Origin of the sequence: Streptomyces sp. NPDC014882 (assembly GCF_043081325.1) — a bacterium.
Classification (GTDB): domain Bacteria; phylum Actinomycetota; class Actinomycetes; order Streptomycetales; family Streptomycetaceae; genus Streptomyces.
This window is the reverse complement of sequence record NZ_JBIBWL010000015.1, coordinates 53,391-77,170: the sequence shown is the minus strand read 5'-3', so window position 1 is coordinate 77,170 and position 23,780 is coordinate 53,391. Positions and strand designations below refer to the sequence as shown.

The window sequence follows — 23,780 nt, the reverse complement described above, 5'->3', positions numbered from 1 at the left end:
GCCCCCGTGACGGGCGGCGGACGCGAGGGCGTCAGACGGTCTCGAACGTGTAGCGGGCGAGCGGCGCGGGCCGCTCGAAGAAGGTCTTCGCGCGGGTCAGCGCCTGCGCGTCCTCCAGTACGTCACCCGGTTTGCTGCCGTTCCCCAGCAGCACCCCGCCGAACCGCATCCGCAGGTACGCGGCCGAGTTCCGCAGCGCGCCGACCAGCGGATCCGCCACCGCCCCCTCCTCCCCGGCGAGCACCGTGACACCCCACAGGGTGCGTCCGGCGAGGGTCTCCCGGAAGTCGACGCCGGGGGTGCGCAGCCAGCCGGCCCAGTGGTCCAGGTAGCGCTTGGCCTGGCCGGACAGCGTGTACCAGTACAGCGGCGAGACGATCACGATGTCCGTCGCCGCGAGCGTGGCGTCGAGCAGCAGGGCCGCGGCGCCCTCGGTGGGACGGACGCGGTCGGTGTCGCGGCGCCGGTCCTCGAAGTCGGGCAGCGGATGCTCGACGAGGCTGATCCACTCCTGCTCCACGTCGGCGGGCAGCTGCTCGGCGGCCGCACGGGCCAGCCGCTCCGTGTTGCCCTCGGGACGGCTGCTGCCCAGCACGAACAGGAAACGGCGGGTGCTCATGGATCCCCCAGAAAGAAGGCGTGCGGCCCATACGCGCACCTGCATTATATGTATGTGCAATCACTGGTGCCAGGGGGCGCCGGGAACCCCGTGAGCGCCTCCGCGGCCGCCGCCAGGGCCAGCAGCACGTCCTCCCGCCCGTGTGCCGCCACCGCCTGGAGGCCCACCGGGCAGCCGTCCGCGCCGACTCCCGCCGGAATGCTGATCGCCGGATGCCCGCTCAGGTTGAACGCCCACGTCAGCGCCGTCGAGTAACGGTCGCCGGGGCCGTCGTGGCCGTGCGCCGGATCAGGGGTCGTCGGGGTCAGCAACAGGTCCGCCCGCCCGAAGAGGGCTGCCAGCCGAAGGTCGTTGACGCCCCGTGGACCCTCCGGTCCGCGTGTCGCCGGTGCGGCGTCCGGCCCGCGCAACGCCAGCCAGGCCGGTGCGGGATCCTCCAGCCGCACCGGCGCCCCCGACCGCGGCAGCCGTACGACGCCGGCGTCGGCGAGGCGGTCCACGGCGGCCCGGGCGAGGGCCAGGGGCTCCGGGCGGGGATCGGCGAACCCGAGACCGGGGGAGAAGACGGCGGTGAACGGCCCGGTCCGCCGCCCCGGCCCCGCTCCGGACAGCACCGCCCAGTACGCCGCCGCGTCCGCCGCGCACCGGGCCAGGACGCCCGGCGCCGCCAGCCCCGTGCGGTCGGAGGACGGGAAGCGGCCGTTCGTGACCTTCAGGCCGAGGACGCCGCACCAGGCGGCCGGAATGCGCACCGATCCCGCGCCGTCGGTGCCGGTCGCCAGCGGCACCAGGCCGGCCGCGACCGCCGCCGCCGAACCGGCCGAGGAGCCGCCCGGCGTGCGGTCGGCCCGCCAGGGGTTGACGGTGCGGCCGCGGGCCCCGAGGCCCCAGGTCTGCCAGGGGGTTCCGGGCCCGGGCACGGCCGTCGCGCCCACCGGTACGCAACCGGCGGCCACCAGCGGCCCCGCCGCCCGCAGCCCGTGCCGCCCCTTGACCCCGATCGGCACCCCCGCGAGCGGCAGCCGCTCACCGGCGGCGACCCGCGCGTCCACCTCGGCCGCCCGCTCCGCCGCCGCGTCCTCCCACACCTCGGCGAACGCCCCCAGCGCACGGTCCGCCCGCGCGATCCGCTCCAGGGCCCCGCGCACCACGTCGACGGCCCGCAGCCGTCCCTCCCGTACGGCGACCGCGACCCCGACGGCCGAGGAGGCGACCGGGGGGACGGCCGGGGAGGTGACCGGAGAGGCGACCGGGGAGAGGGGTGCTGCCGCGGGTGGTGACACGGGTGGTGACGCGGGCGAGGGCTCCCGCGACCCGGACGGAGCCGCGCTCAGCGCGTCCGCCGGGCTGCCGTGCCCGTGAGGCGGATCAGGGGTTCCGTCTCGCGGGGCGGGGGACCGGACAGGTCACCCAGGCGCCAGTCCTGGACCCACGGCACCCGGTACACGTCGATCGCCGACTCGATCAGCCGTACCCGCTGCGCCAGCGGGCGCGGCAGCCGGCCGGGCGCGTCCGCGACCAGCACGACCGCGTCCAGGTCGAGGCCCGCCGGGGCCTGCCCGCGCCGGAAGACCTCCAGGACCCGCAGCACCGACTCCAGCCCGGCCGCGTGGGTCCGGCCCGCGAGCAGCACGGACGGCGGGTCGTGCGGACCGGGCCAGTCGCGTCCGCAGTCGTGGCCGCCGTAGACCGCGGCGAGCGTGGAGGCACCGGCCCCGCCGTGCGTGCCGAGCCAGGAGAAGCGACGGGGTCCGGCCGCCGCCGCGTGCGGCCACGGAGCCGGCTCCGGTGCGGGCACCGGACCGCGGGTCCAGATCTCCGGTCCCGGCAGCCGCCCGTCCGTCGTCCGCATGCCCGCCCCCTCGTCGTCGTCACCGCCCGCCCGCGCGGCCGGACCACCCGCCGGATCCCCGTGGCCGCGAGTCCTTGGAACGAGGCTGTGACGCCGCGGTGACGTGCGGACGGGCGCGGCCGGAGAGACTCAACAGTACGTGTACGCCTGGGTGCACGGGTGATGAGCGCAACGTACGTGCACGGCGACGTGTCAGGGTGAGGAACCGATGTCTCGACTCAGCCGCGAGAAGAAGCGGGCACAGCAGTACGACGGGCGGCCGGCCCTCACGGCGGCGCCGCTCGACGTGCGCGTCTCGGGGGGCGGGCCCGCGAGCATCGGCGGCGTGCCCGTCGCCGCCGCCGACGGGCAGGAACTCCAGCAGGCCGTCCTCGGCCACCTCCACCGCATCGCCCTCGCCACCGGGCACCCGGTGCTCGCCACGGTCCACGACGAGCGCATCGGCTACGTCGTCCCGCTGCGCGTCGAGCCGGACGGTTCCAGCCATTTCGCGGGCGATCCCCTGCGGGTGGTCCCGCCGGCGGAACCGGACGACCGGTCCTCGGACCGGCCCACCGAGGTGCTCGCCCCGCAGGCACCGCCCGCCCCGTCGGCACCGCCGGCACCGCCGGCCGAGGGGCGGGCGTCCGCCGGACCGGACCGGCCCACGCACTTCCTGCGCCGCGAACCGGCGGAGCCGCGGGACGCGGTCCCGGGCACGGCAGCCGCCCCGACGGGCGTCTTCGGCCCCCCGCCGGTGATGGACCGCGCCCCGGAGGGCACCCGCCCCGGTCCCGCTCCGGAGCCCGCCCAGGCCTTCCAGCCGTCCCCGGCCGCTGCTCCGGTGCCGTCCTCGACCGCCGCTCCGGTGCCGCCCCCGGCCGCCGCCCCGCTGCCGCTCCCGGTCACCGCCCCGCTGCCGCTCCCGGTCACCGCCCCGCTGCCGCTGCCGCTGCCGCTCCCGCTCCCCGAGGAAGCGCCGCGCCCGGCCGCCGGCCCCGTGCCGCTCCTCGACCCCGAAGCGACCCGGGGGTTCGAGCCCGATCCCGAGCCCAGGCCGACCCCCGCCCGTGGCTTCGACGCCGTGGCGGAGGCCGTGCTCGGGGACGACCCGCGCTCGCTCCCCGGCGCCGACGGGGCGCCCGCCCTGCTCGGCGAGCCGATGGCGCGGATCAACGAGGCCGTGCGGGCGGGACGCACGGACACGGCCGCGGCGCTCGCGGAGCGGACCGTGGCCGAGGCCTCGGCCACGCTGGGACCGGAGCACCCCGAGGTGCTCCGGCTGCGCGAACTCGCCGCGTACATCGCCTATCTGGCCGGCGACCCGGTCCGTTCCTTCCACCTCTCGCTCGACCTGGCCGGCATCCACCGCCGCAACCGGGACGCGGAGGCCGCGTACGGCAACGTGCAGAGCGCGGCGACGGCCTGGCGGGCCGTGCGCGACCCCTTCCAGGGCCTGAACCTGGGCACCGAACTCCTCGGCCTGTGGAACGAGTTGGTCACCGAGGACGGTCCGGCCGCCGACGACGCCGAGGAGTGGGAGTCGGCCCGGTCCCGGATGACCCGCCTGGCCCGGCGCGCCCGCGACTCGGGCACGGGCCCACAGGGCCGGGGGGCGGGCCGGCAGGGCTGAGCGACGAGCCCGCGGGGGCGAGCGGCGAGTCGGCGGGGACGAGGAAGCAGCCGGCAGGGCTGAGCGACGAGCCCGCGGGGCCGGGGCATCCGGGCCCCGCGGGGCACCCGTCTACTGCGACAGCGTCCACACCGCGTACGCGAGCGCGTCCGCGTTGCGGTTGAGCGCCGTGTCGTTGACGTTGGCGGTGGTGTCGCAGGAGGAGTGGTAGCAGCGGTCGAAGGCCTGTCCGGCCGTACCGCCCCACTTGGTCACCTGCGCCGCCGTCTTGGTGCGGCTCGCTCCGGTGAACAGACCGCCGACCGGGACGCCCGCGCTCTTGAAGGGCGCGTGGTCGGAGCGGCCGTCGCCCTCGGTCTCGATCTCCGTGGCGACGCCGATGCCCGCGAAGTAGTCCTTGAAGGTCTTCTCGATGGCCGGGTCGTCGTCGTAGACGAAGTAGCCGGGGTTCGGCGAGCCGATCATGTCGAAGTTGAGGTAGCCGCTGATACGGGCGCGGTTCGCCGAGGACAGGTTGTTGACGTAGTACTTGGAGCCGACCAGACCGAGTTCCTCCGCGCCCCACCAGGCGAATCTCAGGTGCTTGGTGGGCTGGTAGCCGGTGCGGGCGACGGCGAGGGCGGCCTCCAGGACGGCGGCGGAACCGGTCCCGTTGTCGTTGATGCCGGCCCCGGAGGAGACGCTGTCGAGGTGCGCGCCGGCCATGACGACCTGGTTGGCGTCGCCGCCCGGCCAGTCGGCGACCAGGTTGTAGCCGACCCGGCTGGACGCGGTGAACTGCTGGATCGTGGTGGTGAATCCGGCGGCGTCCAGCTTGGCCTTCACGTAGTCGAGGGAGGCCCGGTACCCGGTGCGGCCGTGGGCGCGGTTGCCGCCGTTGGCGGTGGCGATCGACTGGAGCTGGGTCAGGTGTGCCTTGACGTTCGCCACCGGGATGTCGGGCGCGGCGGCGATCGCGACGGGCTCGGGGGCGGGTGCCGCGCCGGCTATGGATCCGGTGGCGAGCAGCGAGGCGGCCGCGACGACGGCGGTCGCCGTCGCCCGCCCGGAAACGGAGAGCTTCATGGTGGGGGGCTCCGAGTTCCAGAGGGGCTCCCCGAGGGATGGCCACAGGGAACCCCCGGTGAATGGGGTGCCTGGATGGTGAAGCTGTGGCCAACTTTCCGTCAAGAGCGCTATCTGGACAGCGAGTTCGCATAGCGGAGCCCCCGTCATCGGCCACCGCGAGCCCCCGGATCCGGCCTGCCCCCGCCTCGCCCCGCCTCACCCCATCTCGCCCCGGCCCGTCCGACCCGACCCGACCCGACCCGATCAGGTCACGTCACGTCACGTCAGGCCAGGCCAGGTCAGGTCAGGTCGCGTCATGTCACGTCGCGTCAGATCAGGTCGGCCCCCGGCCCGGCTCACTGCACGCAGAACTCGTTCCCCTCCGGGTCCGCCATCACCACCCACGTCCCGGACGGCTCCTTCACCTCCCGCAGCACACTCGCCCCGAGCGCGGTCAGCCGCTCGACCTCGCCCTCCCGCCGCTCGGCGCCGGGGTGCAGGTCGAGGTGGAGCCGGTTCTTGACGGTCTTCTCCTCCGGCACCCGCTGGAACAGCAGCCGCCGCCCCAGCCCGGTGCCGGTGTCCGCGTCGAAGGGGTCCGCGGGATGCCGTACGGCGATCAGGTCCCGGAAGGCCGGGCGGCCGTGGTGCTCCACCGTCGCCGCGCCGGGCAGCGCGCCGAGCCCCAGCAGGCGCTCGACGAGCGCGCTGTTGTCCTCGACCGCGTAGTGCAGCGCGGCGGCCCAGAAGTCCGCCTGGGCGTGCGGGTCGAGGGAGTCGACGACGAGCTTCCAGTGGACGGGCGCGGGTTCCGTTGCGGGTGTCTCGCTCATGTAACCAGTTATATTGGTTACATGAGTGCGCGGGCAACGGAAACGCCGGGACGTCCGGAAACGCCGGGCGGTCCCGGATCGCCGGCCGGCCGTCTCCCCGGCCTGACCCTGGTCTCGCACGACGGCAGGCCCTACCGCTTCGACCCGGGCGCCCTCTGCCTGGAACTGCTGGTCACCGGCGGTCCCGGCGCCTTCGCCCGCTACGAGGTGCTGCACGAACCCGCCGACCTCGCCGCCTGGGCCGACCGCAGCCGCCTGCCCGAAGGGCTGGAACTCACCGTTTCGGACGCGGAACTGAGCCGGGTGCGCGCCGTGCGCGACGCCCTCTTCCTCCTCACGGCCGACCGGGCCCACGGCCGCCCGCAGCGGCCCGAGCACCTGGACGCCCTCAACGCGGCCGCGGCCGAGGCCCCGCTCGTCCCCCGCCTCACCCCGCACGGCACCCGCGCCTGGGCCCCCGGCGCCACCGGCACCCAGCTGCTCTCGACCGTCGCCCGCGACGCGGTCGACCTCTTCGCCGGCCCGTACGCGCACCGCGTCCGCGAGTGCGGCGCGCACGACTGCCGGCTCCTCTTCGTCGACACCTCCCGCCCCGGCCGCCGCCGCTGGTGCGCGATGGAACACTGCGGCAACCGCGAGAAGGTACGGGCACACCGGGCCCGCGGACGGCTCGACCAGGGCCTGTCCGACGGATCACGCGGAAAAGAAGACGGCGGAGACGCCGGCGACCGCCGTCCCGCGGTGACCGCCGACCCGCGGTGACCGGAGTCCCGCGGTGACCGCCGACTACGGCTTGGCGACCGGGGAGGACTCCGGTGCTTCGGCCGCCGGCGGCGCGCCGCCGTCCTCCCGTACGGCACCGGCGACGGCGACAGTACCGACACCGGCGACGGCGCCGGCCGTCACGGCGGCCTCGCCCGTCGCGGCGGCGCCGGGCATCCCGGCCTCGGCGACCATCAACCGGGACGCCCGCAGCGCCCGGGCCGTCCGGCGCGAGGTGCGCCACGCGTCCCCGGTGAGCAGCACCAGCGCCAGCCACACCAGCGCGAAGCCGGCCCAGCGCTCGGGCGGCATGGCCTCGCCGAAGTACACGACGCCGAGCAGGAACTGGAAGACCGGCGCCATGTACTGCAACAGGCCCAGCGTGGACAGCGGCACCCGGATCGCCGCCGCGCCGAAGCAGACCAGCGGGAGCGCGGTGACGATGCCGGTGGAGGCGAGGAGCGCGGAGTGCCCGGCGCCCTCGCCGGTGAAGGTGGAACCGCCGTGCGCCGACAGCCACAGCAGGTAGCCGAGCGCCGGCAGGAACTGGATCGCGGTCTCGGCGGCCAGCGACTCGACCCCGCCGAGGTCGACCTTCTTCTTCACCAGCCCGTAGGTGGCGAAGGAGAAGGCGAGGCAGAGCGAGATCCACGGCGGGTGGCCGTATCCCACGGTCAGCACGAGGACGGCGGCCAGGCCGACCCCGACCGCCACCCACTGCACGGGCCGCAGCCGCTCCTTCAGGAGCAGGACGCCCATCGCGATGGTGACCAGCGGGTTGATGAAGTAGCCGAGGGAGGCCTCGACGACGTGGCCGCTGTTCACGGCCCAGATGTAGACGCCCCAGTTCACGGTGATGACGGCGGCGGCCACGGTGACGAGCGCGAGCCGGCGCGGCTGCCGCAGCAGCTCGCCGGCCCACTTCCAGCGCCGTACGACGATCAGCGCGACGGCGACGAAGGCGAGGGACCACACCATGCGGTGGGCGAGGATCTCACCCGCGCCGGCGGGCTTGAGCAGCGGCCAGAAGAGAGGGACGAGCCCCCACATCCCGTAGGCGGCGAAACCGTTCAGCAGGCCTGTCCGGCCCTCACCAGCCTTGGACTTCCCGGCCACGGGCCCTCCTTCTGACGATCTCACCGCCTCGTGACAGGCGCGCGTGGTCGAAGGTAACGCCGGACACCCCCGTCTGTCATGTCCGTATCGCCATACGGTCGTGACAGACGGGGGTGTCCGGCGGGTCGGTCCGGTGGGCCGGGTCGGGCCGACGGGACGCTCCCGTGGGTGTCAGTCCTGGAGTGCGGCGGCGATCGCCTCGGAGAGCGGGGTGGTCGGGCGGCCCGTCAGCCGGGACAGGTCGCCGGTGGTGACGACCAGCTCGCCCTTCTCGATGGACGCGTCCACGCCGGCCAGGATCGCGGCGAACGGCCCGGGCAGCCCGGCGCCGGTCAGGATGCCGACCAGGGCCTCGGTGGACACGGCGTTGTAGGCGATCTCCCGGCCGGTCCGCCGGCTCAGCTCGGCCGCGTACTCGGCGAAGCTCCACGCCTCGTCGCCGCCCAGCTCGTACGTCGTGTTCTCGTGCCCCTCGCCGGTCAGTACGGCGACCGCGGCGGCGGCGTAGTCGGCGCGGGAGGCGGAGGAGACGCGGCCCTCACCGGCGGCGGCGACGACGGCGTCGTGCGCCAGCACCGGGGCGAGGTTCTCGGTGTAGTTCTCGTGGTACCAGCCGTTGCGCAGCAGGCTGTAGGGGAGGCCGGAGGCCAGCAGGGCCTTCTCGGTGGCGCGGTGGTCGTCGGCCAGCGCGGCGCTCAGGCTGCCGGGCGCGCTCGTGTACGCCAGCAGCGCGACGCCCGCCGCCGCGGCGGCGTCGATGACGACCTGGTGCTGGGCCGGGCGGCCCTTGTCGAACTCGTTGCCCGAGATCAGCAGGACCTTGTCGCCGGCGGCGAACAGGCCGTCGAAGGTCCGGGGGGCGTTGTAGTCGGCGACCGCGAGCCTCACGCCGCGCGCGGCGAGGTCGGCGGCCCTGGCCTCGTCGCGCACGACGGCCGTGATCTCCGCGGCGGGGACCTTCTCCAGCAACTGCTCCACGACGTGACGGCCGAGGTGTCCGGTGGCTCCGGTGACGACGATGCTCATGATGCAGAACTCCTTGGGGGGTGCGATCTGCAACTAACCCTAAGGCGTGCGCTAACTCATGGAAAGTGCCCACTTTGAAGTAAGGTACTGGTGTTCAGGTGCGTTCAGGGAAACGCGGATGTCCGGGGACGCACGAAGGCCCGGAACCGTCACGGTTCCGGGCCTTCGTGCGATGCATGTGACGCGCATGACGCGCATGACGCGCATGACGCGCATGACGCGCATGACGCGCATGACGCGCATGACGCGCATGACGCGCATGACGCGTGCGGCGCCTGTGACGCGTGCGATGTGCCGCCGTCACCCAGCCGCTCGGTCGCTCAGCCGACGACCGTCCAGGTGTCCCCGCCCGCCAGCAGCGCGGCCAGGTCCCCCTTGCCGTGCCGGTCGACGGCCGTGTCGAGCTGGTCGGACATCAGGGTGTCGTACACCGGCCGCTCGACGGAGCGCAGGACGCCGATCGGCGTGTGGTGCAGGGTGTCCGGGTCGGCCAGCCGGGACAGCGCGAACGCCGTGGTCGGGGACGCGGAGTGCGCGTCGTGGACCAGCACCTCGGACTCGTTCTCCGCGGTCACCGTCACCACCTTCAGATCGCCGGTCGCGCGGTCCCGCACGACGCCCCGGGACCGGTCGGCGCCGAACCGGATCGGCCGGCCGTGCTCCAGCCGGATCACGGCCTCCTCGGCCGACTCCCGGTCCTTCAGCGCGTCGAAGGCGCCGTCGTTGAAGATGTTGCAGTTCTGGTAGATCTCCACCAGCGCCGTGCCCGGATGGGCGGCGGCCCGGCGCAGCACCTCCGTCAGGTGCTTGCGGTCGGAGTCGATCGTGCGCGCCACGAACGACGCCTCCGCGCCGAGCGCCAGCGACACCGGGTTGAACGGTGCGTCCAGCGACCCCATCGGCGTCGACTTGGTGATCTTGCCGACCTCGGAGGTGGGCGAGTACTGCCCCTTGGTCAGCCCGTAGATCCGGTTGTTGAACAGCAGGATCTTGAGGTTCACATTGCGCCGCAGGGCGTGGATGAGGTGGTTGCCGCCGATGGACAGGGCGTCCCCGTCCCCGGTCACCACCCACACGCTCAGGTCGCGCCGGCTGGTGGCGAGCCCGGTCGCGATCGCCGGGGCCCGCCCGTGGATCGAGTGCATCCCGTAGGTGCTCAGGTAGTACGGGAAGCGCGAGGAGCAGCCGATGCCCGAGACGAAGACGATGTTCTCCCTGGCCAGCCCCAGCTCCGGCATGAAGCCCTGGACGGCGGCCAGGATCGCGTAGTCACCGCAGCCGGGGCACCAGCGGACCTCCTGGTCGGACTTGAAGTCCTTCATGGACTGGCGGCCCTCGGCCTTGGGGACGAGGGAGAGCGCCTCGATCGTGCCCGTGCCTTCCGTGGACGTCTCAGCCATCGATGGCCTCCTTGAGCGCCGAGGCGAGCTGCTCCGCCTTGAACGGCATGCCGTTGACCTGGTTGTAGGAGTGCGCGTCGACCAGATATCTCGCCCGGATCAGGGTGGCGAGCTGGCCCAGGTTCATCTCCGGGATCACGACCTTGTCGTACGCCTCCAGCACCGCGCCCAGGTTCTTCGGGAACGGGTTCAGATGCCGCAGGTGGGCCTGCGCGATCGGCTCCCCGGCCGCCCGCAGCCGCCGTACCGCCGCGGTGATCGGCCCGTAGGTGGAACCCCAGCCCAGGACCAGGGTCCTCGCCCCGTCCGGGTCGTCGACCTCGACGTCCGGCACGTCGACGCCGTCGATCTTGGCCTGCCGGAGGCGGACCATGAAGTCGTGGTTGGCGGGGTCGTAGGAGATGTTGCCGGTGCCGTCCTGCTTCTCGATCCCGCCGATCCGGTGCTCCAGCCCCGGCGTGCCCGGCACCGCCCACGGCCGGGCGAGGGTCCGCGGATCGCGCTTGTACGGCCAGAAGACCTCGGAGCCGTCCTCCAGGGTGTGATTGGGACCCTGCGCGAACTGCACCGCCAGGTCCGGCAGCTCCTCCAGCTCGGGGATCCGCCACGGCTCGGAGCCGTTCGCGAGGTAGCCGTCGGACAGCAGCATCACCGGCGTGCGGTACGTCAGCGCGATCCGGGCCGCCTCCAGGGCGGCGTCGAAGCAGTCGGCCGGCGTGCGGGGCGCGACCACCGGGAGCGGGGCCTCGCCGTTGCGCCCGAACATGGCCTGCAGCAGGTCCGCCTGCTCGGTCTTGGTCGGCAGACCGGTCGACGGCCCGCCCCGCTGGATGTCGACGACCAGCAGCGGCAGCTCCAGCGACACGGCGAGCCCGATGGTCTCCGACTTCAGCGCCACCCCGGGACCGGAGGTCGTGGTCACCGCCAGCGACCCGCCGAAGGCGGCCCCGAGCGCCGCGCCGATGCCCGCGATCTCGTCCTCGGCCTGGAAGGTGCGCACGCCGAAGTTCTTGTGCCGGCTCAGCTCGTGCAGGATGTCCGAGGCCGGCGTGATCGGGTACGAGCCGAGGAACAGCGGGAGGTCGGCCTGCCGCGAGGCCGCGATCAGCCCGTACGCCAGCGCCAGGTTCCCGGAGATGTTCCGGTAGGTGCCGACGGGGAACGCCTTCGCCGCCGGGGCGACCTCGTAGCTGACCGCGAAGTCCTCGGTCGTCTCGCCGAAGTTCCAGCCCGCGCGGAACGCCGCGATGTTGGCGGCCGCGATGTCCGGCTTCTTCGCGAACTTCGCCCTCAGGAACTTCTCGGTCCCCTCGGTCGGCCGGTGGTACATCCACGACAGGAGGCCGAGCGCGAACATGTTCTTGCTGCGCTCGGCCTCCTTGCGGGTGAGGTCGAAATCCTTGAGCGCCTCGACGGTCAGCGTGGTCAACGGGACCGGGTGGATCTGGTAACCGTCGAGGGACCCGTCCTCCAGCGGCGAGGCCGCGTACCCCACCTTCTGCATCGCCCGTTTGCTGAACTCGTCCGTGTTGACGATGATCTCCGCACCGCGCGGCACATCGCCGATGTTCGCCTTCAGGGCCGCCGGATTCATCGCGACCAGCACGTTCGGCGCGTCACCCGGCGTGAGGATGTCGTGGTCCGCGAAGTGCAGCTGGAACGAGGACACGCCGGGAAGGGTGCCGGCGGGCGCCCGGATCTCGGCGGGGAAGTTCGGCAGCGTCGACAGGTCGTTGCCGAACGACGCCGTCTCCGAGGTGAAACGGTCCCCGGTGAGCTGCATGCCGTCACCGGAGTCCCCCGCGAACCTGATGATCACCCGGTCGAGACGGCGCACGTCCTTCGTCCCGCCCGGTTTGCGCTGCTCTCCCACGACGGCTGCGTCCGTTCCGTCGCTGCCGTCGGCCTGTTCCGCTGGGCTGCTGACCTGACTGGTCACTGAGCTGGACCTCCCTCGAGGCGGCTGTCCGGAGGAGCGGTCTTCCCACAGACCCTCCCTGGATCAACCCTACGTCTGTAAGGGTCGCCTTCCCCGGCCATTCGCACGACGGTCACCGCCCCGAGCCGGCCCGGCGCCCTGACGCGCCATGATTTCCGACCGCCCGGAATGTGCGAGAAGGCGCGACGAAGGAAAAACGCTCTTTCGCCGTCCTCAGGAGTTGAGATAGGTGAGGACCGCCAGAACGCGTCGGTGATCCCCGTCGCTCGGGGACAGCCCGAGCTTCAGGAAGATGTTGCTGACGTGCTTCTCCACCGCGCCGTCGCTCACCACCAGCTGCCGGGCGATCGCCGAGTTCGTCCGCCCCTCGGCCATCAGGCCCAGCACCTCCCGCTCCCGCGGGGTCAGCCCGGCCAGGACGTCCTGCTTGCGGCTGCGTCCGAGCAGCTGCGCGACCACCTCGGGGTCCAGGGCCGTACCCCCCTCGGCCACCCGCACCACCGCGTCCACGAACTCCCGCACCTCGGCCACCCGGTCCTTGAGCAGGTAACCCACCCCGCGGGTGGAACCGGCCAGCAGTTCGGTGGCGTACCGCTCCTCCACGTACTGCGACAGCACCAGCACCCCGAGCCCCGGATACGACTTGCGCAGCAGTACGGCGGCCCGCACCCCCTCGTCGGTGTGCGTCGGCGGCATCCGCACGTCGGCCACGACCACGTCGGGCAACGCCCCCTCCGCGTCCAGTTCGGTGACCGTCTTCACCAGCGCCTCGGCATCCCCGACCCCGGCGACCACGTCATGCCCCCGGTCCGTCAGCAACCGCGTCAGCCCCTCCCGCAGCAGCACCGAATCCTCGGCGATGACCACCCGCACCCTGACCTCCACGCTCTCCGGCCCCCCAGCCAAGCCCGTCCGTCCACGGAACAGCCCCAGCATCCCAGCAAACACCCCGCGCCGGGGCCGTCCGGCGACGACGAAGGGAAAACTTCGACGGGAGACGACCCCGGCCCTGCCGGGATTCCCGGCCGGATCCCTGGCCGGATCCCTGGCCGGATCCCCCGTCGGCGTCCAGGGACGGAGCTTCTGGTGGGGTGGAAGGGGGGGAAGGGGCGGAGCCCCTGAGGACGGGAGGGGCAGGGGCGGCGGGGGAAGCCCCTACTCCCCACCCCGCCAGGGCAGCTCCGCCGTCACCCGCGTGGGTCCGCCGGTCGGGGAGTCCACCACCAGGATCCCGTCCACCGCGTCGAGCCGTCCCGCCAGCCCCGCCAGCCCCGACCCGCCGGAGGCATCCGCACCGCCCACCCCGTCATCGCTCACCTGCACCAGCAGCCGGTCCTCCGCCCGCCACACGTCCACGGACGCCGACCTCGCCCCGCTGTGCTTGCTGACGTTCTGCAGCAGCTCGGACACCGTGAAGTACGCGATCCCCTCGATCGCCGCGGCCGGCCGCGCCGGCAGGTCCACCTCCACCCGCACCGGCACCGTGCACCGCGAGGCCACCGACGACAGCGCCGCGTCCAGCCCCCGGTCGGTCAGCACGGCCGGATGGATCCCCCGCGCCAGGTCCCGCAGCTCCTGCAACGCCGTCTTCACCTCACCGTGCGCCTCGTCCACCATCCGCGCCGCCTCCCGCGGATCCTCCCGCAGCTTCTCCTTCGCGAGGCCCAGATCCATCGCCAACGCCACCAGCCGCGCCTGCGCGCCGTCGTGCAGATCCCGCTCGATCCGCCGCAGATCGGCGGCTGCCGTGTCGACGACCACCCCCCGGTCGGACTCCAGCTCCACCACCCGCGACGCCAGCCGCGACGGCCCGAGCAACCCGTGCACCATCACCCGGTCCACCGTCGTCAGCGCCCGCACGATCCACGGCGTGGCCAGCGTGAACAACAGCCCCACCAACGCCGTCACGGTGATCTCGAACGGGTTGTCCAGGTACACCCGGTGCCCCTCGTCGCCGTACAGCTGGAGCCCGTCCTGGCCGCCGTACAGCGGGAAGAGCCAGAACCACAGCGGATACGTCAGCGTCGCCCAGCCGTACACCCAGAACACGACCGCGACGCAGAAGGAGAACACCGCCCACGGCAGGTGCAGCACCGCGTACAGGACGTGCCGCCAGGCCGCGCCGCTCCTGAGCACCGCCCCCATCCACGCCAGCGTCCCCGGGCCCCGCGGCCGCAACGGCTCCGGCTCGGCCACGTCCAGCCCGAGCAGCCCCCGCGCCCGCGCCCGTTCCACCGACCCGAGGCCGCGGCACGCCGCCAGCCCCGCCGCCAGCACCGGGACCCCGAGGAACGTCACCAGCAGACCCGCCCCCACCGACAGCATCGTGACCGCGAAGGCGAACAGCACGATGCTGACCGGCAGGCTCAGCAGCACGTAGGCGAACTCCCGCCAGGCACGCGCCTCGACCGGCGCCCGCAGCGCGGCCGGCAGCCGGTGCCGCCGGCGCCCACCGGCCCCGGGCGTCCCCCCGTACCGCGAGCGGTCCCCGCGGGCCCCGTGGGCCTCGTGCTCCCCGTGGGCCAGGTAGTTTCCGTACTCCCCGTACTCCCCGTACTCCCCGTACTCCCCGTACTGCGTGGCCATCGGCGTCGTCCGTTCTGCTCGTCTCGTCCGCAGGTGTCGCCCCCTGCCTCCACCCTCCCCGGCGGCGGCCTCCCGGACCATGGAGTCTGTCGGCATCTCGGGAGGGGGGTTTTCCCCACCCCGGACCCAGGGGCCGGCAGGGCCGCGCGGCAGCGCCGTGCAGCGCCGTGCAGCGCCGCGGGGCCCTGCCCGGCCACGCGGCGCTGCACGGCGGGGTCGCCTGCTCCGCCTACTCCGCCTGCTCCGTCCGGTCCCGCCAGGGCAGCTCCGCCGTCACCGTCGTGGGCCCCCCGACCGGGGAGTCCACGATGAACAGCCCGTCCACGGCGCCCAGCCGGTCCGCCAGCCCCCGCATCCCCGACCCGCCGTCGATCCGCGCACCGCCCCGGCCGTCGTCGGACACCTGGATGAGCAGCCGGTCCTCCACCCGCCACACGTCCACGGACGCCGACCTCGCCCCGCTGTGCTTGCTGACGTTCTGCAGCAGCTCAGAGACGGTGAAGTAGGCGATGCCCTCGATGGCCGGCGCCGGCCGCGCCGGCAGCTCGGCCGTCACCTGCACCGGCACCGTGCACCGCGAGGCCACCGACGACAGCGCCGCGTCCAGCCCCCGGTCGGTCAGCACGGCCGGATGGATCCCCCGCGCCAGGTCCCGCAGCTCCTGGAGGGCGAGCTTCACCTCGCCGTGCGCCTCCTCGACCATCACCGACGCCGCGTCCGGGTCCTCCAGCAGCTTCTCCTTGGCCAGGCCGAGCCCCATCGCCAGATTGACCAGCCGCGCCTGCGCGCCGTCGTGCAGATCCCGCTCGATCCGCCGCAGATCGGCCGCGGCGGTGTCCACCACGACCCCCCGGTCGGACTCCAGTTCGGCGATCCGCCGCTCCAGCTCGTCCGAGGGGCACAGCAGCGCCCGCACCATCGCCCGGTCCGCGAGGGTCAGCCCCCGCGCGAGGAAGGGCAGCACCGGCCACAGCACGAACAACGACACCAGCGTCACCGTGAAGGTGAGGATCCCCCACGGCAGCCGGACGAAGTCGTACAGCACCGTCCGCCAGGCCACCGGGTCCTTCAGGACCAGCCACATGCCCTGGAAGACGTTGCCCGCCCGGCGCAGCGGCAGCGGGCTCGGCTCGTCGACCCGCACCGCGAGCAGCATCCGCGCCCGGCCCCGCTCGAACCGGCCCATCAGCCGCGCCCCCAGCAGACCGAGCGTGAGCAGCGGCAGCCCGACCACCGTGAGCGTCAGCGCGGCGCCGGTGAACAGCACCGTCATGACGTAGACGAAGCCGACGAGCGCCAGGGGCAGGTTCGTCAGGAGGTGCGCGATCTCCTTCCACGTCTGCGGGTCGTAGGCGAACCGGACGCGCGGCAACGGCTCGTCGCGCCCCGTCGCACCCGGGCCGACGGCGGGCGGGACGGGCACGGCGCGCGGACGCGCGGCCGTGGGAGCGGCTTTGGATACGGTCATGTGCGTCAGCGTGCCGCGTGACGCGTCCTCGCGCCATGGAGTTCGCCGCCGGGAACCCCTGGGGAAAACCCCACCCCCCTCGCCCCGGCTGTGACGGCCCGCTTACCGTGTCTTTACGAGGCCCTAGACTCCCGTGCGTACAGATCGTCGAACAGGCCGAGGTCGGGTCGGGGAGCGAGGGACGGACCGTGCCGCAGTCGTCGCAAGCAGCGCTGAGGGAACCGACGGTCGCCGTGGCGTCGGACTACTTCGACTCCTACGCGGTCGTCGGACTCCTCGCCGTCATCGGCGTGCTCTTCGTCGCGGTCGCGTTCGGCGCGGGCCGCCTGCTGCGCCCCGTGGTCCCCACCCCCGAGAAACTCCTGACGTACGAGTGCGGCGTCGACCCCGTCGGCGAGGGCTGGGCCCACACCCAGGTCCGCTACTACGTCTACGCCTTCCTCTACGTCATCTTCGCCGTCGACTCGATCTTCCTGTTCCCCTGGGCGACGGTCTTCGCCGCCCCCGGCTACGGCGCGGCCACGCTCGTGGAGATGTTCGTCTTCCTCGGCTTCCTGGCCGTGGGCCTGCTGTACGCCTACAAGAAGGGCGTCCTGACATGGACGTGAACCCGCCCACCCCCGAGCCGGCGGCGACTCCCGAGCCGGTGCTGCTCCCCGAGCCGGTGACGATCCCCGAGCCGGTGACGATCCCCCCGGCCGAGCGGAGCCAGGAGCGGGGGAGGCTCGGCGCCCTCGCCCGTCTCGCCCCGGAGCCGATGAAGGTCGTCCTGAACTGGGGCCGCCGCTACTCGCTCTGGGTCTTCAACTTCGGCCTCGCCTGCTGCGCGATCGAGTTCATCGCCGCGTCCATGGCCCGCCACGACTTCATCCGCCTGGGCGTCATCCCCTTCGCGCCGGGCCCGCGCCAGGCCGACCTGATGGTCGTCTCCGGCACGGTCACGGACAAGATGGCCCCGGCCGTCAAGCGCCTCTACGAGCAGATGCCCGAGCCGAAGTACGTCATCTCCTTCGGCGCGTGCAGCAACTGCGGCGGACCGTACTGGGACTCGTACTCCGTCACCAAGGGCGTCGACCAGATCATCCCCGTCGACGTGTACGTCCCCGGCTGTCCGCCGCGCCCCGAGGCGCTGCTCCAGGGCATCCTCAAGCTCCAGGAGAAGATCGCCCGCGAGTCGCTGGGGGAGCGCTACGCCGCCGTCGCCGACCGTCCCTCTACGGCGGCCCTCCAGAGCGGGCTCGTCCGGCCGCCGGCCGCGGGCGGAGACGCGAACGGAGACGCGAACGGAGACACGGAGGGGGGCGCCCGATGACCACCGTCGGCTGGCTCCCCGCCCCCGCCGGGGAACTCTTCGGCCCGGACGCCACCGCCGAGGAGTCGTACGAGGTCCTGACCGTCGACGTACCGCCGCAGTCCTGGACCGCGGCACTGCTGGCGGCCCGCGACCGGCTGTCCTGCACCTACTTCGACTGGCTCAGCGCGGTCGACGAACCCGGCACCGGCTTCCGCGTCTCGGCCCACGTCGTCGCCCTGGCGCCGGTCCGCCGGCTGCTGCTGCGCACGACGGTCCCGCACGAGGCCCCGAGGCTCGCCTCCGCCGTGGACGTCTACGCGGGTGCGGCCTGGCACGAACGCGAGACCCACGAGATGTTCGGCGTCGTCTTCGACGACCATCCGGCCCTGGACCACCTCCTCCTCCCCGAGAACTTCGAGGGCCACCCCCTCCGCAAGGACTTCGTCCTCGCCGCCCGCGTCGCCAAGGCCTGGCCCGGCGCGAAGGAACCCGGCGAGTCCGAGCACGGCGGCCCCAAGCGCCGCCAGATGCTCCCTCCGGGAGTCCCCGACCCCAACGAATGGGGCCCTTTGAAGGGACAGCTCCCCCCGGCCCCGAGCCGCCCCGCCCGAACCCCCCGGGCTCCCGGCGACCGCCCGGCCCGCCCGGCAGGCGACCGCCCGGTCCGGCGAGCGCGAACGGCCTCCGAGGGCTCCGCCGGCCAGACGGCCGGCCGGCCGGAGAAGCAGCCGGAGAACCAGCCGACGGGGCGGGAAGCGGGCCGAGCGGCGGGCGAAACGGCGAGCCCGGCGGCAGACCGCCCCACCGCGGCGGCCACGGAGGCGCCTCCCACCGCTTCCGCGACGACACCGCCCGCGACTTCCGCGGAGACACCGCCCGCCGCACCCGCACGCCCCGCACGACGAGCGCGGACGGCCGCCGAGGGCTCGGTGAGCCAGTCGTCCGACCGGACCTCGCCCCAGCCCCGGCCCACCGCCGGGCCGCGCACCCCGTCGGCGGCCGGAACCGAGGGCGCCTCGGCTCCGACCACTCCCCGGAGCGCCTCCGGCACCGGTCCCCGCCGCGCCCGGAGCGCGAGCGGGGGGTCAGCCTCCCAACGGACAGAGGGTGTGCCTCCGGGGGAGACGTCTCCGGGCGAAGATCCCGCGTCTCCGGAGACACGGGAGACACGGGAGGCACCGGAGCCCCCTGCGGTTCCGCGCGACACGGCGCCGTCGGCCGCGTCGGCCGAGTCCGAGGGGCCCGCCGGCCGTCGGTCGGCCACCGGTGGCGGAGCGTCCCGCCGCGCGCAGGCCCCCCGCAGCGCCGACGCACCCTGGCACCACGCCCGCCCGGCGTTCGACGATCCGCAACGGGACCCGAGACACCCCGAGCCCGACCCGGATCACCCGGATCACCCGGATCGCTCGGACACCCCGGACGCCGCACCCGCCCCCGCCCCGGGGAACGGCCGCCCCGAGACCGACCCGTCCGACAACGACACCCCGGACGACGACACACCCGACAACGACACCCCCGCGAACCCCCGAGGAGGCCCGCAGTGAACGACGCTCTCGACGTCGCCCTGCGACTCCTGATCGTCTTCGTCGTCTTCCTCACCTTCCCCCTGATCGTCGGTCAGGCCGAGCACAAGGTGATGGCCCACATGCAGGGCCGTCTCGGCCCGATGTACGCCGGCGGCTTCCACGGCTGGGCCCAGCTCATCGCGGACGGTGTGAAGTTCGCGCAGAAGGAGGACATCGTCCCCGCGGGCGCGGACCGCCGTATCTTCCAGCTGGCCCCCGCCGTGGCCCTGCTCCCGTACCTCCTGGTCCTCCTCGCCATCCCCGTCGGTCCCGGCGAGAGCGCCGTCGGCGAGGCCGTCGACGCCGGCGTCTTCTTCGTCCTGGCCGTCATGGGCGTCGGCGTCCTCGGCTCGCTCATGGCCGGCTGGGCCAGCGCCAACAAGTTCTCCCTCCTCGGCGGCCTGCGCACCGCCGCCCAGCTCCTCGCCTACGAACTTCCGATGCTGCTCACCGCCGCCTCCGTCGCCATGGCGGCGGGCACGGTGTCCCTCCCCGGAATCGTCGACGCCTTCGAGTGGTGGTGGCTGCCCTGGCAGATCGTCGGCGCGCTCGTCTTCTTCGTCGCCGGCCTCGCCGAACTCCAGCGCCCCCCGTTCGACATGCCCGTCGCCGACTCGGAGATCATCTTCGGCGCCTACACCGAGTACACCGGCCTCCGCTTCGCCCTGTTCCTCCTCGCCGAGTACGCCGGAATCGTCGTCCTGTGCGGTCTGACCACCGTCCTCTTCCTGGGCGGCTGGCACGGACCCTGGGGCGCCGACGGCCTGGGCTGGGTCTGGACCCTGCTGAAGTCCGCCGTCCTCGCCTTCGTCGTGATCTGGCTGCGCGTCACCTATCCCCGCCTGCGCGAGGACCAGCTCCAGAAACTGTCCTGGACCCTCCTCGTCCCCCTCTCCCTCGCCCAGATCGCCCTCACCGGCGTCGTCAAGGTGGTGATCTCCTGATGTCCCGCCCGTCACCCGACCACCGCCACCCGACGACGCCCGCCGCGCGGCCCCGTCTGTCGATCCCCGGCTCCGGCCTCGCCAAGGGCCTGGCCGTCACCCTCCGCACGATGACGCGGAAGACCGTCACCGAGCAGTACCCGGACACCCAGCCCGACCTCCCGCCCCGCACCCGCGGTGTGATCGGCCTGTTCGAGGAGAACTGCACGGTCTGCATGCTGTGCGCCCGCGAGTGCCCGGACTGGTGCATCTACATCGACTCCCACAAGGAGACGGTCCCGGCGGCGACGCCCGGCGGCCGCGAACGCAGCCGCAACGTCCTCGACCGCTTCGCCATCGACTTCTCCCTGTGCATGTACTGCGGCATCTGCATCGAAGTCTGTCCCTTCGACGCGCTGTTCTGGTCCCCGGAGTTCGAGTACGCCGAGACCGACATCCGCGAACTCACCCACGAACGGGACAAGCTCCGCGAGTGGATGTGGACCGTGCCGGCCCCGCCCGCCCTCGACCCCGGTGCGGAGGAGCCGAAGGAGATCGCCGCCGCCCGCAAGACGGCCGAGAAGCTGGCTGCCGCTCGGACCACCCCGGAGACGGGGACCGCACCGGCGCCACCGACCACCCCGGCGACGCGGGACACCCGGGCCGGCCGGGCCGTTCCGCCCGGACCGGACAACCCTCAGGGAGGCGAGGCGTGACCCTCGCTCAGGCACCCCACGGCTTCCTCTCCCCGACCGGGGTGGAGATCGCCTTCGTCCTCGTCGGCCTGGTGACCTTCGGCGCCGCCCTCGTCACCGTCACCACCAAGCAGCTGGTGCACGCCGCCCTCTGGCTGGTCGTGGCCCTCGGCGGCCTCGCCGTCGAATACCTCCTGCTCACCGCGGAGTTCATCGCCTGGGTGCAGGTGCTGATCTACGTGGGCTCCGTCGTCGTCCTCCTCCTCTTCGGTCTGATGCTCACCAGAGCGCCCATCGGCCGCTCCCCGGACGCGGACTCCGGCAACCGCTGGGCCGCCCTCACGGTCGCCGTCGCCGCCGCGGCCGCCCTCGTCTGGGTCGTCGTCGACGCCTTCCGCGCCACCTGGATCGACCTCGACGGCCCGGCCGCCGGCTCCACCCAGGCCACCGGCGCGAGCCTCTTCCAGAACTGGGTGCTCCCCTTCGAGGCCCTCTCCGTCCTGCTCCTCGCGGCCCTGGTCGGCGCGATCGTCCTGTCCCGCAAGGCGAAGGCGGAGTCGAGCTCTCCCCCTCTGAACTCCCGAGCCACCGGCAAGAGTTCCCCGTCCGTCCCGGATGCCCGGAAAAACCCGGCCGAGCAGGAAGGCACCCGCTGATGCACCTCGCCTGTCCCGCCGTCCTCTCCGCCCTCCTCTTCTGCACCGGCCTGTACGGCGTCCTCGCCCGCCGCAACGCGATCCTGGTCCTGATGTCGGTCGAGCTGATGCTCAACGCCGTCAACCTGAACCTCGTCGCCTTCGACGTCTGGCTCAGCCGGACCGCCGAGGAGACCCTGCACTCCGGTCAGGCCCTGACCCTGTTCACCATCGCCATCGCCGCCGCCGAGATCGGCATCGGCCTGGCGATCGTCCTCGCCGTCCACCGCAACCGCGGCACCGCGGACATCGACAAGCTCCGCGACACCGCCGAGGGCCACGAGAGCGCCGAGAGCGATGAGCCCGCCGACGGCACCGCCCCCACGGCCGAGAAGGCTGAGGCCACCGCGTGACCACGACCACCCTCGCCGTCCTCGTCCCCCTCCTGCCGTTCCTCGGCGCCGTCGCCGGCCTGCTCCTCGGCCGCACCGCCCCCGGCTTCGTGCGCCCGCTCGCCGTCCTGCCGGCCCTCGCCTCCCTCGTACTGGCCGCGACCGTCGCGGTGCGCCAGGGCGGGGACGCGGCCGTCGACGCCGCCACCGAGCTGACGCCCACCGGCTCCGTCCCGATCGAACTCGCCCTGCACGTCGACGGCTTCGCCGCCCTCGTCGCCGTCCTGGTCGGCCTCGTCGCCACCTGCGTGCAGATCTACTCGACCGGCTACCTGCGCGACGACCCGCGCTACCCCTCCTACGCCGCCCTCGTCTCCCTGTTCACCTCCGCGATGTTCCTCGTCGTCTACTCGGGCGACCTGATCGTGCTGCTGGTCGGCTGGGAAGTGATGGGCATCTGCTCCTACTTCCTGGTCGGCCACTACTGGGAGACCCCGGAGGCCCGCGCCGCCTCCATCAAGGCCTTCCTCGTCACCAAGCTCGGCGACGTCCCCTTCCTCATCGGTCTGCTCGCCCTCGCCACCGACGCCGGCTCCTTCCGGATCACCGAGGTCCTCGCCACGGTCGCCCACGGCGGACTCGGCCACCCGACGCTCATCGCCCTGCTGCTCCTGGCCGGTGTGGCCGGCAAGTCGGCGCAGTTCCCGCTGCACACCTGGCTCCCGGACGCGATGGCCGGTCCGACACCCGTCTCCGCGCTCATCCACGCCGCGACCATGGTCGCGGCCGGCGTCTACTTCGTCGCCCGTCTCCTCCCGGTGTTCGAGGCATCCCGGGCCGCGATGGTCGTCCTCGCCGTCATGGCCGCCGTCACCATGGCCGGCTCGGGTCTCGCCGCGCTCGCCCAGGACGACATCAAGCGGGTCCTCGCCTACTCGACGATCGGCCAACTCGGCTACATGACCGGCGCCCTCGCCGTCGGCGACCGCGGTGCCGCCGTCTTCCACCTCCTCTCCCACGGCGCCTTCAAGGCCCTGCTGTTCCTCGCGGCCGGCGTGGTCATCCACGCCGCCGGCACCAACTCGCTGGCCGCCATGTCCCGCACGACCGGCCTGCGCGACCGCGTCCCGGACGCCTTCTGGACGATGACCGTGGCCCTCCTCGCGCTCGCCGCGATCCCGCCCTTCAGCGGCTTCTTCTCCAAGGAGACCGTCCTCGGCGCCGCCGAGCACGTCTCCACCGGCCACACCGAGCACGCCCCCGCCGCGGCCGGCTGGATCGTCCTCGTCGCCGGCCTGCTCACCGCCGTCCTCACCGCCGCCTACGCGACCCGGCTGTGGCTGCTGGCCTTCCGCGGCCACGGGGCCGAGGCACCCGACCACGGCCGCCAGCCGCTGACGATGACCGTGGTGCTGTGGGTCCTCGCCGTCCCGTCCCTCGCCCTCGGCGGGTTCGCCTACCGCTCGCTGCCCGACTGGTTCGACGGCCGTGATCTCGCCCCGACCCTCACCACCTCCGTCCTCGGCACCGGCCTGGCCCTCGTCGGCGGCCTGGCCGTCTACAGCGCCTGGCGGCACACCACCGCGCTCGCGGCCCGCTTCCCGCTCGGCGCCGTCGCCGCCCACCCCGAGGGCGACGCCGGACTCGTCGAGGCCGAGGCCATCGCGACCCACGCACCCGCCTACGGGAACCTGGCCTCCGCGCCCGACCCGGCAGACCCCGGACGGCTCCTGCTCGGCCCCCTGCACCGCCACGCGGCCACCGGCTTCCACCTGGACGCCTTTTACACCACCGTGTTCGTCCGCCCGGTGCAGGCCGCGGCAAGCCTCGTCCGGTTCCTCGACCGCGAGGTCGTCGACACCTACGTGCGCGGCGCGGGCACCCTGCCCCGCTGGCTCGGCGCCGCCGTACGGCGCGCCCAGACCGGCAACGTCCAGACCTATGTGAGCGCGCTGCTCGCCGGCACCGTCGTCCTGGTGGTCGCCGCCGTCCTCGTCGCCACGGGAGCGTGAGCAG

At 73.5% G+C, this 23,780-nt stretch carries 22 protein-coding genes; 10 read left to right on the top strand and 12 right to left on the bottom strand.

Annotated elements, in window-relative coordinates:
• Positions 1-31 precede the first annotated feature (31 nt).
• The 3 genes from ACF09K_RS28265 to ACF09K_RS28255 all read right to left on the bottom strand — a co-directional run bounded on the left by ACF09K_RS28265 (position 32) and on the right by ACF09K_RS28255 (position 2,471).
• Positions 32-619, bottom strand: coding sequence for a flavodoxin family protein (locus ACF09K_RS28265; RefSeq protein WP_392247948.1), 588 nt, complete (start codon positions 617-619; stop codon positions 32-34).
• A gap of 44 nt (positions 620-663) precedes the next feature.
• Positions 664-1,785: an amidase family protein gene (locus ACF09K_RS28260; protein WP_392248160.1), complete on the bottom strand. Its 1,122-nt coding sequence runs from the start codon at positions 1,783-1,785 to the stop codon at positions 664-666.
• 164 nt (positions 1,786-1,949) lie between these two features.
• On the bottom strand, positions 1,950-2,471 hold the full coding sequence (locus tag ACF09K_RS28255; protein ID WP_392247946.1) for a hypothetical protein: 522 nt from the start codon (positions 2,469-2,471) through the stop codon (positions 1,950-1,952).
• A gap of 208 nt (positions 2,472-2,679) precedes the next feature.
• Here ACF09K_RS28255 and ACF09K_RS28250 point away from each other — a divergent pair, with 208 nt between their 5' ends.
• Positions 2,680-4,083 carry a tetratricopeptide repeat protein gene (locus ACF09K_RS28250; RefSeq protein ID WP_392247944.1) on the top strand — a complete coding sequence of 468 codons (1,404 nt, stop codon included), beginning with the start codon at positions 2,680-2,682 and terminating at the stop codon, positions 4,081-4,083.
• A gap of 111 nt (positions 4,084-4,194) precedes the next feature.
• Here ACF09K_RS28250 and ACF09K_RS28245 read toward each other — a convergent pair whose 3' ends face one another.
• Together ACF09K_RS28245 and ACF09K_RS28240 are read right to left on the bottom strand one after the other, a co-directional pair.
• Complete coding sequence (locus ACF09K_RS28245) at positions 4,195-5,148, bottom strand: M28 family metallopeptidase (protein WP_392247942.1); 954 nt, start codon at positions 5,146-5,148, stop codon at positions 4,195-4,197.
• Positions 5,149-5,486: 338 nt separating this feature from the next.
• Positions 5,487-5,963 (bottom strand): VOC family protein, encoded by a 477-nt coding sequence (locus tag ACF09K_RS28240; protein ID WP_392247940.1) that lies wholly within the window; start codon positions 5,961-5,963, stop codon positions 5,487-5,489.
• Positions 5,964-5,984: 21 nt separating this feature from the next.
• Here ACF09K_RS28240 and ACF09K_RS28235 point away from each other — a divergent pair, with 21 nt between their 5' ends.
• Complete coding sequence (locus ACF09K_RS28235) at positions 5,985-6,725, top strand: CGNR zinc finger domain-containing protein (RefSeq protein WP_392247938.1); 741 nt, start codon at positions 5,985-5,987, stop codon at positions 6,723-6,725.
• Positions 6,726-6,749: 24 nt separating this feature from the next.
• On the opposite strand, the gene rarD is transcribed toward ACF09K_RS28235, so the two are convergent.
• From rarD to ACF09K_RS28200, 7 genes are all read right to left on the bottom strand, one after another.
• Positions 6,750-7,841, bottom strand: coding sequence for an EamA family transporter RarD (gene rarD / locus ACF09K_RS28230; RefSeq protein WP_392247936.1), 1,092 nt, complete (start codon positions 7,839-7,841; stop codon positions 6,750-6,752).
• Positions 7,842-8,012: 171 nt separating this feature from the next.
• Positions 8,013-8,867 (bottom strand): NAD(P)H-binding protein, encoded by an 855-nt coding sequence (locus ACF09K_RS28225; protein ID WP_392247934.1) that lies wholly within the window; start codon positions 8,865-8,867, stop codon positions 8,013-8,015.
• A gap of 320 nt (positions 8,868-9,187) precedes the next feature.
• Entirely contained in the window at positions 9,188-10,267 is a 1,080-nt protein-coding gene (locus ACF09K_RS28220; protein WP_392247932.1) for a 2-oxoacid:ferredoxin oxidoreductase subunit beta, read from the bottom strand.
• Positions 10,260-12,206 carry a 2-oxoacid:acceptor oxidoreductase subunit alpha gene (locus ACF09K_RS28215; RefSeq protein ID WP_392247930.1) on the bottom strand — a complete coding sequence of 649 codons (1,947 nt, stop codon included), beginning with the start codon at positions 12,204-12,206 and terminating at the stop codon, positions 10,260-10,262. The genes ACF09K_RS28220 and ACF09K_RS28215 overlap by 8 nt, the downstream gene beginning before the upstream one ends.
• Positions 12,207-12,419: 213 nt before the next feature.
• Positions 12,420-13,079: a LuxR C-terminal-related transcriptional regulator gene (locus tag ACF09K_RS28210; protein WP_392248158.1), complete on the bottom strand. Its 660-nt coding sequence runs from the start codon at positions 13,077-13,079 to the stop codon at positions 12,420-12,422.
• A 282-nt stretch (positions 13,080-13,361) separates the two neighbouring features.
• Positions 13,362-14,792 carry a sensor histidine kinase gene (locus tag ACF09K_RS28205; RefSeq protein ID WP_392247928.1) on the bottom strand — a complete coding sequence of 477 codons (1,431 nt, stop codon included), beginning with the start codon at positions 14,790-14,792 and terminating at the stop codon, positions 13,362-13,364.
• 229 nt (positions 14,793-15,021) lie between these two features.
• Positions 15,022-16,260 (bottom strand): sensor histidine kinase, encoded by a 1,239-nt coding sequence (locus tag ACF09K_RS28200; RefSeq protein WP_392247926.1) that lies wholly within the window; start codon positions 16,258-16,260, stop codon positions 15,022-15,024.
• A gap of 212 nt (positions 16,261-16,472) precedes the next feature.
• Here ACF09K_RS28200 and ACF09K_RS28195 point away from each other — a divergent pair, with 212 nt between their 5' ends.
• The 8 genes from ACF09K_RS28195 to ACF09K_RS28160 all read left to right on the top strand — a co-directional run bounded on the left by ACF09K_RS28195 (position 16,473) and on the right by ACF09K_RS28160 (position 23,776).
• Positions 16,473-16,868 carry an NADH-quinone oxidoreductase subunit A gene (locus ACF09K_RS28195; protein WP_392248156.1) on the top strand — a complete coding sequence of 132 codons (396 nt, stop codon included), beginning with the start codon at positions 16,473-16,475 and terminating at the stop codon, positions 16,866-16,868.
• Positions 16,859-17,572 carry an NADH-quinone oxidoreductase subunit B gene (locus ACF09K_RS28190; RefSeq protein WP_392247924.1) on the top strand — a complete coding sequence of 238 codons (714 nt, stop codon included), beginning with the start codon at positions 16,859-16,861 and terminating at the stop codon, positions 17,570-17,572. The genes ACF09K_RS28195 and ACF09K_RS28190 overlap by 10 nt, the downstream gene beginning before the upstream one ends.
• Entirely contained in the window at positions 17,569-19,098 is a 1,530-nt protein-coding gene (locus ACF09K_RS28185) for an NADH-quinone oxidoreductase subunit C (protein WP_392247922.1), read from the top strand. The genes ACF09K_RS28190 and ACF09K_RS28185 overlap by 4 nt, the downstream gene beginning before the upstream one ends.
• On the top strand, positions 19,095-20,063 hold the full coding sequence (locus ACF09K_RS28180; RefSeq protein WP_392247920.1) for an NADH-quinone oxidoreductase subunit H: 969 nt from the start codon (positions 19,095-19,097) through the stop codon (positions 20,061-20,063). Before ACF09K_RS28185 ends, ACF09K_RS28180 begins: the two co-directional genes overlap by 4 nt.
• Positions 20,064-20,173: 110 nt before the next feature.
• The gene (locus ACF09K_RS28175; RefSeq protein ID WP_392248154.1) at positions 20,174-20,758 is read left to right on the top strand and encodes a 4Fe-4S binding protein; all 585 of its coding nucleotides are present in this window, start codon (positions 20,174-20,176) and stop codon (positions 20,756-20,758) included.
• Positions 20,755-21,393 (top strand): NADH-quinone oxidoreductase subunit J, encoded by a 639-nt coding sequence (locus ACF09K_RS28170; RefSeq protein WP_392247918.1) that lies wholly within the window; start codon positions 20,755-20,757, stop codon positions 21,391-21,393. Before ACF09K_RS28175 ends, ACF09K_RS28170 begins: the two co-directional genes overlap by 4 nt.
• Positions 21,393-21,785, top strand: coding sequence for an NADH-quinone oxidoreductase subunit NuoK (nuoK, locus tag ACF09K_RS28165; protein ID WP_392247916.1), 393 nt, complete (start codon positions 21,393-21,395; stop codon positions 21,783-21,785). Before ACF09K_RS28170 ends, nuoK begins: the two co-directional genes overlap by 1 nt.
• A complete protein-coding gene (locus ACF09K_RS28160) occupies positions 21,782-23,776 on the top strand; it encodes an NADH-quinone oxidoreductase subunit L (protein WP_392247914.1) in 1,995 nt (664 codons plus the stop codon). Before nuoK ends, ACF09K_RS28160 begins: the two co-directional genes overlap by 4 nt.
• Positions 23,777-23,780: the final 4 nt, after the last annotated feature.

Excerpts from the sequence above, each read along its gene's own strand:
- ACF09K_RS28265 (WP_392247948.1), bottom strand. The coding sequence starts at position 619 with ATGAGCACCCGCCGTTTCCTGTTCGTGCTGGGCAGCAGCCGTCCCGAG.
- ACF09K_RS28255 (WP_392247946.1), bottom strand. The coding sequence starts at position 2,471 with ATGCGGACGACGGACGGGCGGCTGCCGGGACCGGAGATCTGGACCCGC.
- ACF09K_RS28250 (WP_392247944.1), top strand. The coding sequence starts at position 2,680 with ATGTCTCGACTCAGCCGCGAGAAGAAGCGGGCACAGCAGTACGACGGG.
- ACF09K_RS28245 (WP_392247942.1), bottom strand. The coding sequence starts at position 5,148 with ATGAAGCTCTCCGTTTCCGGGCGGGCGACGGCGACCGCCGTCGTCGCG.
- ACF09K_RS28240 (WP_392247940.1), bottom strand. The coding sequence starts at position 5,963 with ATGAGCGAGACACCCGCAACGGAACCCGCGCCCGTCCACTGGAAGCTC.
- ACF09K_RS28235 (WP_392247938.1), top strand. The coding sequence starts at position 5,985 with ATGAGTGCGCGGGCAACGGAAACGCCGGGACGTCCGGAAACGCCGGGC.
- ACF09K_RS28225 (WP_392247934.1), bottom strand. The coding sequence starts at position 8,867 with ATGAGCATCGTCGTCACCGGAGCCACCGGACACCTCGGCCGTCACGTC.
- ACF09K_RS28220 (WP_392247932.1), bottom strand. The coding sequence starts at position 10,267 with ATGGCTGAGACGTCCACGGAAGGCACGGGCACGATCGAGGCGCTCTCC.
- ACF09K_RS28205 (WP_392247928.1), bottom strand. The coding sequence starts at position 14,792 with ATGGCCACGCAGTACGGGGAGTACGGGGAGTACGGGGAGTACGGGGAG.
- ACF09K_RS28200 (WP_392247926.1), bottom strand. The coding sequence starts at position 16,260 with ATGACCGTATCCAAAGCCGCTCCCACGGCCGCGCGTCCGCGCGCCGTG.
- ACF09K_RS28190 (WP_392247924.1), top strand. The coding sequence starts at position 16,859 with ATGGACGTGAACCCGCCCACCCCCGAGCCGGCGGCGACTCCCGAGCCG.
- ACF09K_RS28185 (WP_392247922.1), top strand. The coding sequence starts at position 17,569 with ATGACCACCGTCGGCTGGCTCCCCGCCCCCGCCGGGGAACTCTTCGGC.
- ACF09K_RS28175 (WP_392248154.1), top strand. The coding sequence starts at position 20,174 with ATGACGCGGAAGACCGTCACCGAGCAGTACCCGGACACCCAGCCCGAC.
- nuoK (WP_392247916.1), top strand. The coding sequence starts at position 21,393 with ATGCACCTCGCCTGTCCCGCCGTCCTCTCCGCCCTCCTCTTCTGCACC.